At 57.1% G+C, this 13,194-nt stretch carries 9 protein-coding genes and 3 tRNA genes; 8 read left to right on the top strand and 4 right to left on the bottom strand.

What is annotated here, in order from left to right; translation table 11 throughout:
• Nucleotide 1: 1 nt before the first annotated feature.
• The 3 genes from QPM17_RS15550 to QPM17_RS15560 form a co-directional block, all read right to left on the bottom strand.
• On the bottom strand, nucleotides 2–2,854 hold the full coding sequence (locus QPM17_RS15550; RefSeq protein ID WP_285391767.1) for a valine--tRNA ligase: 2,853 nt from the start codon (nucleotides 2,852–2,854) through the stop codon (nucleotides 2–4).
• A gap of 469 nt (nucleotides 2,855–3,323) precedes the next feature.
• Nucleotides 3,324–3,812 carry a DNA polymerase III subunit chi gene (locus tag QPM17_RS15555; protein WP_285391768.1) on the bottom strand — a complete coding sequence of 163 codons (489 nt, stop codon included), beginning with the start codon at nucleotides 3,810–3,812 and terminating at the stop codon, nucleotides 3,324–3,326.
• Complete coding sequence (locus QPM17_RS15560) at nucleotides 3,799–5,292, bottom strand: leucyl aminopeptidase (RefSeq protein WP_285391769.1); 1,494 nt, start codon at nucleotides 5,290–5,292, stop codon at nucleotides 3,799–3,801. The genes QPM17_RS15555 and QPM17_RS15560 overlap by 14 nt, the downstream gene beginning before the upstream one ends.
• Before the next feature lie 208 nt (nucleotides 5,293–5,500).
• Here QPM17_RS15560 and lptF point away from each other — a divergent pair, with 208 nt between their 5' ends.
• Together lptF and lptG are read left to right on the top strand one after the other, a co-directional pair.
• Nucleotides 5,501–6,604 (top strand): LPS export ABC transporter permease LptF, encoded by a 1,104-nt coding sequence (gene lptF, locus QPM17_RS15565; protein ID WP_285391770.1) that lies wholly within the window; start codon nucleotides 5,501–5,503, stop codon nucleotides 6,602–6,604.
• A complete protein-coding gene (gene lptG / locus QPM17_RS15570) occupies nucleotides 6,597–7,658 on the top strand; it encodes an LPS export ABC transporter permease LptG (protein WP_285391772.1) in 1,062 nt (353 codons plus the stop codon). Before lptF ends, lptG begins: the two co-directional genes overlap by 8 nt.
• Nucleotides 7,659–7,660: 2 nt before the next feature.
• Here the strand turns inward: lptG and QPM17_RS15575 are convergent, their stop codons facing one another.
• Nucleotides 7,661–8,197, bottom strand: a complete 537-nt coding sequence (locus tag QPM17_RS15575) for an RDD family protein (protein ID WP_285391773.1) — start codon at nucleotides 8,195–8,197, stop codon at nucleotides 7,661–7,663.
• Between the two features lie 130 nt (nucleotides 8,198–8,327).
• On the opposite strand from QPM17_RS15575, the gene alaS reads away from it, so the two are divergent.
• From alaS to QPM17_RS15605, 6 genes are all read left to right on the top strand, one after another.
• Nucleotides 8,328–10,958 carry an alanine--tRNA ligase gene (gene alaS, locus QPM17_RS15580; protein WP_285391775.1) on the top strand — a complete coding sequence of 877 codons (2,631 nt, stop codon included), beginning with the start codon at nucleotides 8,328–8,330 and terminating at the stop codon, nucleotides 10,956–10,958.
• Between the two features lie 103 nt (nucleotides 10,959–11,061).
• Complete coding sequence (locus QPM17_RS15585) at nucleotides 11,062–12,297, top strand: aspartate kinase (protein WP_285391776.1); 1,236 nt, start codon at nucleotides 11,062–11,064, stop codon at nucleotides 12,295–12,297.
• Nucleotides 12,298–12,481: 184 nt separating this feature from the next.
• On the top strand, nucleotides 12,482–12,679 hold the full coding sequence (gene csrA, locus QPM17_RS15590; protein ID WP_135956501.1) for a carbon storage regulator CsrA: 198 nt from the start codon (nucleotides 12,482–12,484) through the stop codon (nucleotides 12,677–12,679).
• A gap of 128 nt (nucleotides 12,680–12,807) precedes the next feature.
• Nucleotides 12,808–12,898, top strand: a tRNA-Ser gene (locus QPM17_RS15595).
• Between the two features lie 53 nt (nucleotides 12,899–12,951).
• A tRNA-Arg gene (locus QPM17_RS15600) sits at nucleotides 12,952–13,028 on the top strand.
• A gap of 26 nt (nucleotides 13,029–13,054) precedes the next feature.
• Nucleotides 13,055–13,131 (top strand) — tRNA-Arg (locus tag QPM17_RS15605).
• Nucleotides 13,132–13,194: the final 63 nt, after the last annotated feature.

Genomic DNA, 13,194 nt, shown 5'->3' on the forward strand with positions numbered 1-13,194 from the left:
CTTACATGGCCTCGATGGCAGCCCGCTGTTCACTGAGACGGCTCATGCTGCCCTGGGCATCCCGGAGTTTGTCCTTTTCTTTTTCCACCACGTCAGCCGGGGCCTTGGCGGTGAATTTTTCATTGCCGAGCTTGCCTTCCAGCCGGCCCACTTCTTTCTGCAGCCGCTCCAGTTCCTTGTCCAGGCGCTTGAGTTCGGCGTCCTTGTCGATCAGGCCGGCCATGGGCACCAGCACCTCCATCTCACCGACCAGTTGCGTAGCAGACATGGGGGCTTCGCCGTCGGTGAACCACTCAACGCTTTCAAGGCGGGCCAGGGATGACAGGAACTGACGGTTGTCGCCCAGCCGGCGTTTGTCTTCCGGGTCCTGGCCGCGCAGCAGAACCGGGATATGCTTCGCAGGGGAGATGTTCATCTCGCCACGGATATTCCGGACCGCAACAATCACGCCTTTCAGCCATTCGATATCGGCAGCAACGGCGGTGTCCTGCTTGCTCTCGTCCGGCTCGGGGAAGGGTTGCAGCATGATGCTGTCACCGGTTTTGCCGGCCAGCGGTGCGATACGCTGCCAGATTTCCTCGGTGATGAACGGCATGATCGGGTGCGCCAGACGCAGAACCGCCTCAAGCACACGAACCAGTGTGCGCCGGGTGCCGCGCTTGGCCTCGGCACTGGCGTTGTCGTCGTTCAGCACCGGCTTCGAAAGTTCCAGGTACCAATCGCAGTATTCGTTCCAGATAAACTCGTACAGGGCGTAGGCGGCCAGGTCGAAGCGATACTGGTCCAGGTGGCGGATCACGTCCTGCTCACAGCTCTGCAGTTCGCTGATGATCCAGCGGTCCGCCAGGGACAGCGCCACTGGCTCGCCGTTGACACCGCAATCCTCGCCTTCGGTGTTCATCAATACGTAACGGGCAGCATTCCACAATTTGTTGCAGAAGTTGCGGTAGCCTTCCAGGCGCTTCATGTCCCAGTTGATATCCCGGCCGGTGGTGGCCATGGCAGCCAGGGTGAAGCGCAGGGCATCGGTGCCGTGGGCGGTGATGCCTTCCGGAAATTCCTTTTTCGTGCGCTTGGCGATTTTCTCGGCCAGCTTGGGCTGCATCAGGTTGCCGGTACGTTTTTCCAGCAGTTGATCCAGTTCAATACCGTCGATCATATCCAGTGGGTCGATGACATTGCCCTTGGACTTGGACATCTTGTCGCCGTGCTCGTCGCGGATCAGACCGGTGACGTAGACAGTCTTGAACGGAACCTGCGGGGTGCCGTCCTCGTTCTTCATGAAGTGCATGGTCATCATGATCATCCGGGCAACCCAGAAGAAGATGATGTCGAACCCGGTGACCAGCACATCGGTGGGATGGAAGGTTTTCAGGCGCTCGGTGATTTCCGGCCAGCCCAGGGTGCCGAAAGTCCACAGGGCAGAGCTGAACCAGGTATCGAGAACGTCTTCGTCCTGGTTCAGTGCCACGTCAGCGGCCAGATTATGCTTATGGCGGACTTCGTCTTCGCTGCGGCCGACGTAGATATTGCCTTCGGCATCGTACCAGGCGGGAATACGGTGGCCCCACCAGAGCTGGCGGGAAATACACCAGTCCTGGATATCGCGCATCCAGGAGAAGTACATGTTCTCGTACTGTTTGGGCACGAACTGGATACGTCCGTCTTCCACGGCTTCAATGGCAGGCTTCGCCAGGGTCTTGGCGTCGGCGAACCACTGGTCTGTCAGCATAGGCTCGATGATCAGGCCGGAGCGGTCGCCGCGAGGTACGCTCAATACGTGGTCTTCCACTTCCTCAACCAGGCCTTCAGCGTCCATATCCGCCACAATCTGTTTGCGGGCTTCCTCGCGGGTCAGGCCTGCGTAGGCGGCGGGCAGACTGCCGTCCACGTCTGTATTCTCAGTGCCATCGGCGTTGACCACTTCGGCCACATCCCGGATGCAGGCATCCTGGGTCATGACGTTGATCATCACCAGATTGTTGCGTTTGCCTACGGCATAGTCATTGAAGTCATGGGCAGGGGTGATTTTCACACAGCCGCTGCCTTTTTCCGGATCTGCGTGTGTGTCCGCAACGATGGGAATGCGGCGGTTCACCAAAGGCAGATTGACGAACTTGCCGATCAGGTGCTGGTAACGCTCATCGTCCGGGTGCGCTGCCACGGCGGTGTCGCCCAGCATGGTTTCCGGGCGTGTGGTGGCCACTACCAGGTAGTCCTTGCCGTCCTGTGTCTTTTCACCGTCGGCCAGCGGGTAGCGCAGATGCCAGAAGAAGCCCTTTTCTTCCTTGTTCTCCACTTCCAGGTCGGAAATGGCGGTGTGCAGTTTCGGATCCCAGTTAACCAGACGTTTGCCACGGTACACCAGGCCCTCGTCATACAGGCGGATGAAGACCTCCTGCACAGCCTTGTAGAAGCCGTCGTCCATGGTGAAGCGTTCATGATCCCAGTCCACGGAGTTGCCCAGGCGGCGCATCTGTCCGGTAATGGTGCCACCGGAGTGTTCTTTCCAGTCCCAGATGCGCTTGATGAATTCTTCCCGGCCCAGGTCGTAGCGGGTTTTGCCTTCTTCGGCCGCCAGTTTGCGTTCGACCACCATCTGGGTGGCGATGCCGGCGTGGTCGCTGCCCACCTGCCAGAGCGTATTGCGGCCCTGCATGCGTTTGAAGCGGGTGAGCGTGTCCATGATGGTGTGCTGGAACGCGTGGCCCATGTGGAGGCTGCCGGTGACGTTGGGCGGTGGGATGGCGATGCTGAAGGATTCGCCCTCACCTGAGGGGCGGAAGTACCCTTTGGATTCCCAGTTTTCGTACCACTGGCGCTCGATGTTTTCTGGCTGGTAGGTTTTTTCCATGGGTTTCTTCTGGTGACCGTTTGGTTGATTCACAAGGGAAAATTGAGACGCTCGATTATACATGCTCCTTGGGTTCTCGGCGAACCATGGGAGGAGGGGTACGGGGGTGGTTTGAATTTCAGGCGGGAAAAGAACTCGCTTCACTCAGACACCTTTTCTCGCCTGAAATTCAAACCACCCCCATACCCTTATGGAGTCCGAGTTATCTCGACGGTATTCCATGGTTTTACCTGGGTTTGATTGTGAGTCTGTTTTGTCTATCCCTGGTTTGCGGACAAACCAAAGACAGACCTTGCGCCGTTTGAGCGATACCTGTTTGGCCTATAAGAGTGGGGTGGTGATATTTATTTCCCGCCAGGAAAAGGTGTCCGAGCGCAGCGAGTTCTTTTCCAAGGGAAATAAATATCACCACCCCGCTCCTCCCCCAAACGAGCAGTCCTGCAAAAGGCTTAAAATCAGGCAAAAAATCTCACCGCTTCCTCTGATCATGCACCCGAGGCTCAATCCCCAGCGCCCGCAATTGCTTGAAATGCGACCGCGCCTGCGCCAGAACCGACTCGTCATTATGGGCCACCAGCGCCAACCGCTTGAATCGGTCCGCATCCGCCGGCAATGTCTCCGAAAGGATGATCACCGTATCCCAGTCCTCCGCCACCGGCGGGCACAGCAATATCCCAACCGGATCAGTACAGGTGGTGGTGGAATCGGGGACGATGCTGTGGGGAATGAACGCCTCGGGACTGAAATTCCAGAGCAGGTCATCCAGTTCCTGGGCGTGTTGCATGGTGTCGCAGACAATGCCCACGCGATCACCCTGCTGCCGGGCCTTGGCTACCAGTTTGGCGGTATGGAGGTTGCGGGCAGCAGGGGAGCTTTGGGAGAGGATGTGGAACCAGTAGGACTGGTTCCTTTCATCCTGTGCGCCCGGGTTTTGCGAGCTGGAGCTACTTTCCGGCATGGGACATCAGGTAGTCGACCAGTAGCGGCACCGGGCGACCGGTGGAGCCTTTGGCCTTGCCGGAGTTCCAGGCAGTGCCGGCAATGTCCAGGTGGGCCCAGCGGTAATCCTTGGCAAACCGGGACAGGAAGCATGCTGCTGTAATGGTGCCGGCAGGACGGCCGCCGATGTTCTGCATGTCGGCGAAGTTGCTGTCGAGCTGGCTCTGGTATTCGTCCCACAGCGGCAGGCGCCAGGCGCGGTCGCCGGCGCGTTCGCCGGCGGCAAGCAGGTCGTTGGCCAGTTCGTCGTTGTTGCTCAGCAGGCCGGTGGCGTGGCTGCCCAGTGCAATGATGCAGGCGCCGGTGAGGGTGGCCATGTCGACAACCACTTCCGGGTCGAACTTCTTGACGTAGGTGAGGGCGTCACACAACACCAGGCGGCCTTCGGCGTCGGTATTGAGGATTTCAATGGTCTGGCCAGACATGGAGGTGACGATGTCGCCCGGACGTGTGGCGGTGCCGCTGGGCATGTTTTCGGCGGCGGCGATGACAGCGACCACGTTGATCTTCGGCTTGGTCTCGGCGATGGTTTTCATGGCGCCGAAAACGGCAGCCGCACCGCCCATGTCATACTTCATTTCATCCATGCCTTCGCCGGGCTTGAGGCTGATGCCGCCGGTGTCGAAGGTGATACCTTTACCCACCAGTACGTAGGGTTTGTCTTTAGCCTTGCCGCCACGGTATTCCATAACAATCAGCTTGGCGGGCTGAGCGCTACCGGCGGATACAGAAAGCAGGCTGTGCATGCCCAGTTTCTTCATCTGTTTTTCGTCGAGCACTTCTGTCTTGATAACGTCGTTGTCTTTTGCCAGCTGCTCGGCCTGTTCCGCCAGCCAGGTGGGGTGACAAACGTTGGGTGGCGTGTTACCCAGATCGCGGGTGAAGTTCATGCCACGGCCGGTGGCCAGCCCCAGGGTGAAGGCATCCTTCAGTGCCTTGCCGGTGGAGGAGGCGGCAACGGTGACTTTCGAGAGCTTGCGGTCTGACGGCTTCTCGCTCTTGAATTCACTGAAACGGTAGAACTGCTCTTCCAGGGTGCGGCCAATCAGGTTCAGGCGCGCCGCTTCGGAACTGGTGGCGTCTTCGCCGGTCACCAGGGTGTCGGCCATTCCGACCAGGACGTGCTTGGATGGGCCGTCCTTGATCTGGCTCGCCATGGCAATAAGAGCCTTGCGGTAGTTGGCAGGGGTGCGGTCCTTGTCTATTCCGGTGCCGACCACCAACAGGCGCGCCCAGGGCTGGCCCTCCAGCGGAATCTGCAGGGTGGTTGCGTTTTTACCGGTGGCGTCCCCGTTTTTATGCAGGGTCTTGATCAGTCCGCCCAGAGCTTCGTTTGCCTGTGTGGTGGAGGCAGGCCAGTCGCCTTTCTCCGGCAGGGCGACAACAAGGCAGTCCGCTTTGATATCGGAAATGGGCTTACTGCTCAGGGTAAAATTCATGGCAACTCCCGTTGGTTATTCTGATGGAGGACAGTCCCGCCCGGGTTTGCTGTCCGAATGCCTATAGCATTGGGGTTTGGCGTTAAATTATCAAGCACTGACAGCTTGTTAACCGCTGTGCTCTGTCATTCGGTCCCAAGGTTACTTAGAATACGGCGAATCCTGAATTTCCAACGACTCCGGTCGCATCCGGCTCTGAGAGACCGAATTGAGCATCATTTTCCGATACCTAAACCGCCAGGTGATTGTCAGCATGCTTGCCGTTTCCGGCATTTTGCTGATGGTTTTCATGAGTGGCCGGTTTATCAAGTATCTGGCGGATGCCGCCGCCGGCGAGCTTGCCGGAGATGTACTGTTCAAGATAATGGCCTACCGCTTCCCGGGGTTTCTGGAACTGATCCTGCCTCTGGGGCTGTTTATCGGTATTCTGCTGGCATACGGGCGCATGTATCTGGAAAGCGAAATGACCGTGTTGTCTGCCTGTGGCGTCAGCGACAAACAGTTACTGGGCAAAACCCTGATCGGCAGTATTCCTGTGATGCTGACTGTGGGGGCCATGAGCCTTTACGTGTCGCCCTGGGGTATGAAACAGGTAGAGGCTATTTTTAATGAGCAGCGTCAGGCGACGGAGTTTGAAATGCTTGCGCCAGGGCGTTTTCAGTCCCTGTCCTCCGGGGGGCGGGTCACCTACACCGAAGGTCTCAGTCAGGACAAGCGTCGGCTTGAGGGCGTTTTTATTGCCGAATACAGCCAGGATGGCAAGGGTCTGTCGATCATTACTGCCCGTGAGGGCTCGCAACTGGTTGATGATGAGACTGGTAGCCGGTTTCTGGTTCTTGAAGATGGTGCCCGCTTTGAAGGTGTCCCTGGTCGCCTGGATTACGATGTGACCGGTTTTGATGCCTACGGACTGAAGATACGCAGTGGCAATGCCCGTGAGAAGGAACTCGAGGAAGGACTGAGTACCGCAGATCTGATGGTCTCGGACAATCCGGCACACAGGGCAATGCTGCACTGGCGGTTTACCCTGCCGCTGATCGTGCCAATCGTCACATTACTGGCGGTGCGCCTCAGCCGCGTTAATCCACGCCAGGGACGCTTTTTTCACCTGCTTCCGGCCATGCTGGTCTATATCACCTACCTCGGCCTGCTTATTGTCGCCCGGGACGCCCTTGAGAGCGAAAAGGTTCCGGAATGGATCGGCCTGCTCTGGGTTCACGCTATCTTTCTTGTGCTCGGGCTGTGGCTGCAATTCGGACCTGCGTGGCTCTACCGGCGGCGCCTGACCAGGGAGGGCCGTAGCCGTGCGTAAGATTGATCGCTATGTGATGAGCACAGTCGGCGGAGCGATATTCCTGGTGATGGTGGTGGTGCTGTCTCTGGATCTGATCTTTGCGTTTATTGCCGAACTTGATGATGCCAAAAATGATTATCAGACACTGCAGGCCCTGCTATATGTTGGGATGACGCTGCCACGCCGCATCTACGATTACTTGCCCCTGGGAGCGTTCATGGGCTGCCTGGTTGGGCTGGGTTCCATGGCGAGCTCTTCGGAACTGACGGTTATTCGAGCCGCTGGCGTGTCCCTGAAACGCATTGTCTGGTCAGCGATGAAGCCAGCGCTGGTGGTGGTTGTCATTGGTATTCTGATCGGTGAATACGTTGCCCCGCCCGCAGAGCGCATGGCGCAGAGCCGGAAGGCGGTTGCCCAGGGCGCGGGAGAGAACATCGCCTCGGCATCGGGCATCTGGCACCGGGAGGGCGAGGTGTTCATGCACCTTAATGCCGTGCAGCCCAACGGTGTTCTTCATGGTGTATCGCTGTTTCGTTTCGATGAGGAGCGGTGGCTGGTGTCTGTCAGCTTCGCTGAGCGAGGTATTTACCAGGGCGACTACTGGTTGCTGGAAAACGTCACCACCACCAAGCTGAGTGACGAAAGAGCCAGCCAGGAAAAACACCGTGTCCTGCGCTGGAAAACCGGCCTGTCTCCGGATGTGCTCAGTGTGCTGATAGTGAAGCCGGAAGATCTGGCCATCTCGGGCCTGTATACCTATGCCCGTTACCTGGGGGAGCAGGGCCTGAACGCCGCCACCTACTGGCTGGCGTTCTGGAAAAAAGTTCTGATGCCACTGGGCACCGCGGTGATGGTGCTGGTGGCGATTTCGTTTGTGTTCGGCCCGCTGAGATCCGCCACTATGGGGTTCCGGGTGTTTACCGGCCTGATCGTCGGGCTGCTGTTCAAATACATGCAGGACCTTCTGGGGCCCATGAGCCTGGTTTTCGGCTTTAATCCGGCATTGGCCATTATTCTGCCGATTGCCATTAGTGCGGTGGTTGGCGCGATACTGATGAGGCGGGCAGGGTAGCGCTATTTTTTGGGCTCTTTGGGCACGGATGCAACAATGCTGCCGGAAGCCCTGTCTGTCAGGGACATGCCGTTGATGGGATAGAACAGCGCGATAATGGCCGGGACGGTTATGAACAGTGTGGCGGCGTTCAGGTAGTAGGCGCCCAGCAATGCCACGAACAGGATTGCAGCCGCCGCCACGTAACGTTTGAGTGCCTGCGTCCAGGAAACGGACGTGCCGTCCAGGTTTTCAATGCGGATTCGCCACACCTGCATACCGAGTGTCTGGCCGTTTCTGGTCCAGAAATAAGCGAAAAACAGATACAGGGCCAGGAACAGTACGAACGTGAGCAGCGGGTCCGCCTCCAGAGTGCCGGCTTCTGCCATTTCCTCATACTTGTCCCAGCCGGTTATCCAGCCCGCCACGAGGGTGTATGCCCAGGTGGTCACCAACAGCACCGCAACACTGATCAGTGAATCGTAAATCACGGCCATGAGTCGTTTGATGAAAGGGGCGGGGGGTAGCAATTCCTCGGGGGAATGAAAGCGGCGGGGCATGGCGTCTCCTGTGATGTTTCACGTTTTTCCTGTTCTCGGCGTGTGCTAGAGTAGCGGATTTGCACACGCATGTAAGTATGTGTCTTCAAACGTGGACCCAATCGGGTTTATACAAGGGTATCAAAGGGCTATGAAAACCGCAGAGTTGCGACAGGCATTTCTCGATTACTTCAGACAGCAGGGGCATACCGTTGTACCAAGCAGCTCGCTGGTACCAGCAGACGACCCGACATTACTGTTTACGAATGCGGGAATGAACCAGTTCAAGGACGTGTTCCTCGGCCGGGAAGAGCGCGACTATACCCGGGCGACCACATCACAGAAGTGTGTTCGGGCGGGCGGCAAGCACAATGACCTGGAAAACGTAGGTTACACCGCGCGACACCACACCTTTTTCGAGATGCTGGGCAACTTCAGTTTCGGTGACTATTTCAAGCGTGAAGCCATCAACTTTGCGTGGACATTCCTGACCAGTGATGACTGGCTGAACCTGCCGAAAGAAAATCTCTGGGTAACGGTTTACGCCTCCGATGACGAGGCCTTTGATATCTGGAACCAGGAGATTGGTGTTCCGGCAGACCGTATTGTGCGCATTGGTGACAACAAAGGCGCCCCTTACGCCTCCGACAACTTCTGGCAGATGGGTGATACCGGCCCCTGTGGTCCCTGTACTGAAATTTTCTACGACCATGGCCCGGATGTGGCTGGCGGGCCTCCAGGTAGCCCTGAAGAAGACGGTGACCGCTACATCGAAATCTGGAACGTTGTCTTCATGCAGTACAACCGTCAGGCGGATGGTGAGATGCTGCCGCTGCCCAAGCCTTCGGTGGATACAGGTATGGGGCTGGAGCGCATCACTGCCGTGCTGCAGGGCGTACACAGCAATTACGAAATCGATCTGATGCAGGACCTGTTGAGCGCCGCTTCTGACATTCTGGGCGGTGTGGACACTACCGAGGCCTCGCTGCGGGTGGTGGCAGATCATATCCGCTCGTGTGCGTTCCTGATATCCGATGGGGTGATGCCGTCCAACGAAGGTCGAGGGTTCGTGCTTCGCAGGATCATCCGACGGGCCGCACGCCATGGAAACAAGCTTGGTGCAACCCAGCCGTTCTTCTACAAACTGACCGGCGCCCTGGTTGAACTGATGGGCGACGCCTACCCGCAACTGGTCAGTAGCCGCAAGCAGATTGAAAAGGTGCTGTTGCAGGAAGAAGAGCAGTTTGCCAAAACTCTGGATAAGGGGCTGCGCCTGCTGGAGCAGGACATAGCAGAGCTGAAGGGGTCAGAAATACCGGGTGAGACCATTTTTACCCTCTATGATACTTACGGTTTTCCGGTAGATCTCACCAATGACATTGCCCGTGAGCGCGGCCTGACCCTCGACTACGAGGGCTACGAAAAGGCGATGGAGCGCCAGCGGGAACGCGCCCGCGCGGCCAGCAAGTTCGGCATTGATTACAACGCCGCCGGCCTGAATCTCGAGGGTTCCACCGAGTTTACCGGTTACGAACATATTGACGGCCACGAGACCATTCGCACCGTCATTGTCGACGGCAAGGAAAAGAATGCCCAGGCGGGGGACGAAGCCGTGGTGGTTCTGGAGCGCACGCCGTTCTATGCGGAATCCGGTGGCCAGGTGGGTGATACCGGCCTGCTGACCTGGAGCGGTGGCCGCTTCAAAGTGACCGATACCCAGAAGGAAGGCAGCAATCATCTCCACATCGGTACTGTGATTGAAGGCGAACTCTTCCCCGGCCTGGAAGTGGATGCCCGTATCGATCATGCCCGCCGCGAGCGAACCAAGAAGAACCATTCGGCAACGCACCTGATGCATGCTGCGCTACGCAAAGTGCTGGGCGAGCACGTTACCCAGAAGGGCTCGCTGGTGGACCCGGACAAGCTGCGGTTCGATTTCTCCCATTTTGAGCCGGTTACGCCGGACCAGTTGCGTGAAATCGAGCGTCAGGTAAACGAGCAGATACTGGATAACACGCCGGTTCAGACAGAAATTACCGATATGGAGCAGGCCCAGGCCAAGGGCGCCATGGCGCTGTTTGGTGAGAAATATGGCGATACCGTCAGGGTGCTTAGCATGGGTTCCGACGGCTATTCCGTGGAGCTTTGTGGCGGCACCCACGTTGCGCGCACGGGTGATATCGGGCTGTTCCGCATTACCTCGGAAAGCGGTATTTCTTCTGGCGTTCGGCGTATTGAGGCGGTGACCGGATTTGGGGCCCTGGAGTGGGTTGAGGAAACCGAGCAGACACTGCGTGAGGTGGCGAAGCTGGTAAAAGCCTCCCGTGAGTCACTGGTGGAGAAAGTACAGCAAACCCTGGATCGCAACCGGCAACTGGAGAAAGAGGTGAACGCTCTCCAGGCAAAGCTGGCGAGTTCTGCAGGAACTGACCTGGTCGGCTCTGCTGTTGAGGTGGGTGACCTGAAGGTGGTTGCCTCGGAAATGCAGGGCGCTGATCGCAAGGCGCTTATGGAAACCGCAGACCAGCTCAAGAATAAACTGGGTGAGGGTGTTGTGGTGCTTGCCAGCGTTGAGGACGGCAAGGTCACCCTGGTAGCCGGTGTGACCAAGTCCGCTACAGGCAAGATCAAGGCTGGTGACCTGATGAAGCACCTGGCCGCACAGGTTGACGGTAAGGGCGGTGGCCGTCCGGATATGGCCCAGGGCGGGGGTAACGATCCCTCAAAGCTGGCGGATGCACTCGCCGGCGTTCCAGCCTGGGTTGAGAAAAATATTGCTTAGGTAGCTGTCGCGTAAGCGGGCAGACGTTTATAATTCCGCCCGTTTGATCGTCTGAGGCAGGGCCCTGTCCTGCCATTTGTCCACGTTTGGTATCGGGAAAACAATGGCGCTCTTGGTTCAGAAATTTGGTGGTACCTCGGTAGGCACCACCGAACGGATTGAAGCGGTTGCAGAGAAAGTCTGCCGCTTCCGCAGGGAAGGTCATGATGTGGTGGTTGTGGTGTCCGCCATGAGCGGGGAGACCAACCGCCTGATTGGCCTTGCCAATGAAATCATGGAAGAACCCACGCCCCGGGAGATGGACGTGCTGGTGTCTACCGGCGAGCAGGTAACGATAGCACTGCTGTCCATGGCTCTTCAGAAGCGTGGCTGCGATGCGCGCTCCTATACCGGAGCCCAGGTGAGGATCCTGACCGACAGCAGCCATACCAAGGCGCGCATCAAACAGATTGATGAACAGCGCATGAAGGAAGACCTGAATGCCGGCCGTGTGGTTGTCGTTGCAGGTTTCCAGGGTATTGACGAGAACGGCAGCATCACCACCCTGGGCCGTGGTGGCTCGGACACTACAGCCGTCGCCCTCGCTGCTGCATTGAAGGCTGATGAGTGTCAGATCTACACTGATGTGGACGGTGTCTACACCACTGATCCAAGGGTGGTTGATAGTGCGCGCCGGCTTGATCGGGTCACTTTCGAAGAAATGATCGAAATGGCCAGTCTGGGCTCGAAGGTTCTTCAGATCCGCGCTGTGGAATTTGCAGGCAAATACAATGTTCCTTTAAGGGTTCTTTCCAGCTTCCAGGAAGGTGAAGGTACCCTGATTACTTTTGAGGATGAAAGCGCCATGGAACAACCGGTCGTCTCCGGCATAGCCTTTAACCGTGATGAAGCCAAGCTGACCATTGCTGGTGTGCCGGATACACCTGGCAGTGCGTTGCGAATTCTGCAGCCGGTCAGTGATGCCAATATCGAAGTTGACATGATTGTTCAGAATGTCGGCGCCGACAACCGTACTGACTTCACGTTCACTGTGCATCGCAATGACTTCAAGCGTGCCCAGGGGGTTCTCCAGAAGGTGTCGGACGAGCTCGGCGCCCGGGAGGTCAGTGGTGACAGCAAGATTGCCAAGGTGAGCATTGTGGGCGTGGGCATGCGATCTCATGCCGGTGTTGCAACTAAAATGTTTGCCGCGCTGTCCAACGAAGGAATCAATATCCTGATGATTTCGACATCGGAGATAAAAATTTCTGTGGTGATTGACGAGAAATATCTTGAGCTGGCCGTTCGGGCGCTGCATAGTGCGTTCGAACTGGACAAGCCCGGGGTAGAGGAAGCTTGAGGCTTGCAGACGCAAAAGTCGGTTTGCCCGGGGCTTCCGTATAAAAGGGCATCATTTGCGGGCCGTTGAGTTCCAATATGCGTATAAGTGATTATGCGTCTATTGATTGGCAAGTGATCCCACTATAAAAGTAAGCAGTATACATTTGTCGGAACAGGTAGCTCTGGATAAGGGAGTAAAGGACATGTTGATTTTGACTCGCCGCGTTGGCGAAACCCTGATGGTCGGTGATGACATCACCGTAACCGTGCTAGGGGTTAAGGGGAATCAGGTACGTATTGGCGTAAACGCCCCTAAAGAAGTGGCGGTTCACCGTGAAGAAATCTATCAGCGTATTCAGAGTGAGAAAGACTCTGAGGAGCCGGAACCCGGCAATAGCTGAGAGTGATATAAAAGCCGTTCGAGGGAAACCCGGACGGCTTTTTTGTTCCCGGGGGAGCGGGGTTTGAAAAAACTCGTGTCAACCCTATGAAATCAGAAAAATTATGGTAGTATACGCCCCGTTCTCAAGGAGAGGTGGGTGAGTGGCTGAAACCAGCTCCCTGCTAAGGAGCCATACGCATTGCGCGTATCGAGGGTTCGAATCCCTCCCTCTCCGCCATTACTTTTCAAAGAAGAGTAAGGGAACAATACTGAATCAGGAAGACTGGATGCGCGGCTGTAGCTCAGCTGGATAGAGTACCTGGCTACGAACCAGGCGGTCGGAGGTTCGAATCCTCCCAGCCGCGCCACTTCCGGTAAAGATTCAGATTTTCAAGCGGCTGTAGCTCAGCTGGATAGAGTACCTGGCTACGAACCAGGCGGTCGGAGGTTCGAATCCTCCCAGCCGCGCCATATCAAGACCAAAGCGCCTCAGTTTGTGAATCCCACAGGCTGAGGCGTTTTGCTATGTATAGC

Origin of the sequence: Marinobacter azerbaijanicus, assembly GCF_030250645.1 — a bacterium.
GTDB lineage: Bacteria > Pseudomonadota > Gammaproteobacteria > Pseudomonadales > Oleiphilaceae > Marinobacter > Marinobacter azerbaijanicus.

Coding starts and splice junctions, on each gene's coding strand:
- QPM17_RS15585 (WP_285391776.1), top strand. CDS start 11,062: ATGGCGCTCTTGGTTCAGAAATTTGGTGGTACCTCGGTAGGCACCACC.
- alaS (WP_285391775.1), top strand. CDS start 8,328: ATGAAAACCGCAGAGTTGCGACAGGCATTTCTCGATTACTTCAGACAG.
- QPM17_RS15555 (WP_285391768.1), bottom strand. CDS start 3,812: ATGCCGGAAAGTAGCTCCAGCTCGCAAAACCCGGGCGCACAGGATGAA.
- QPM17_RS15560 (WP_285391769.1), bottom strand. CDS start 5,292: ATGAATTTTACCCTGAGCAGTAAGCCCATTTCCGATATCAAAGCGGAC.
- QPM17_RS15575 (WP_285391773.1), bottom strand. CDS start 8,197: ATGCCCCGCCGCTTTCATTCCCCCGAGGAATTGCTACCCCCCGCCCCT.
- QPM17_RS15550 (WP_285391767.1), bottom strand. CDS start 2,854: ATGGAAAAAACCTACCAGCCAGAAAACATCGAGCGCCAGTGGTACGAA.
- csrA (WP_135956501.1), top strand. CDS start 12,482: ATGTTGATTTTGACTCGCCGCGTTGGCGAAACCCTGATGGTCGGTGAT.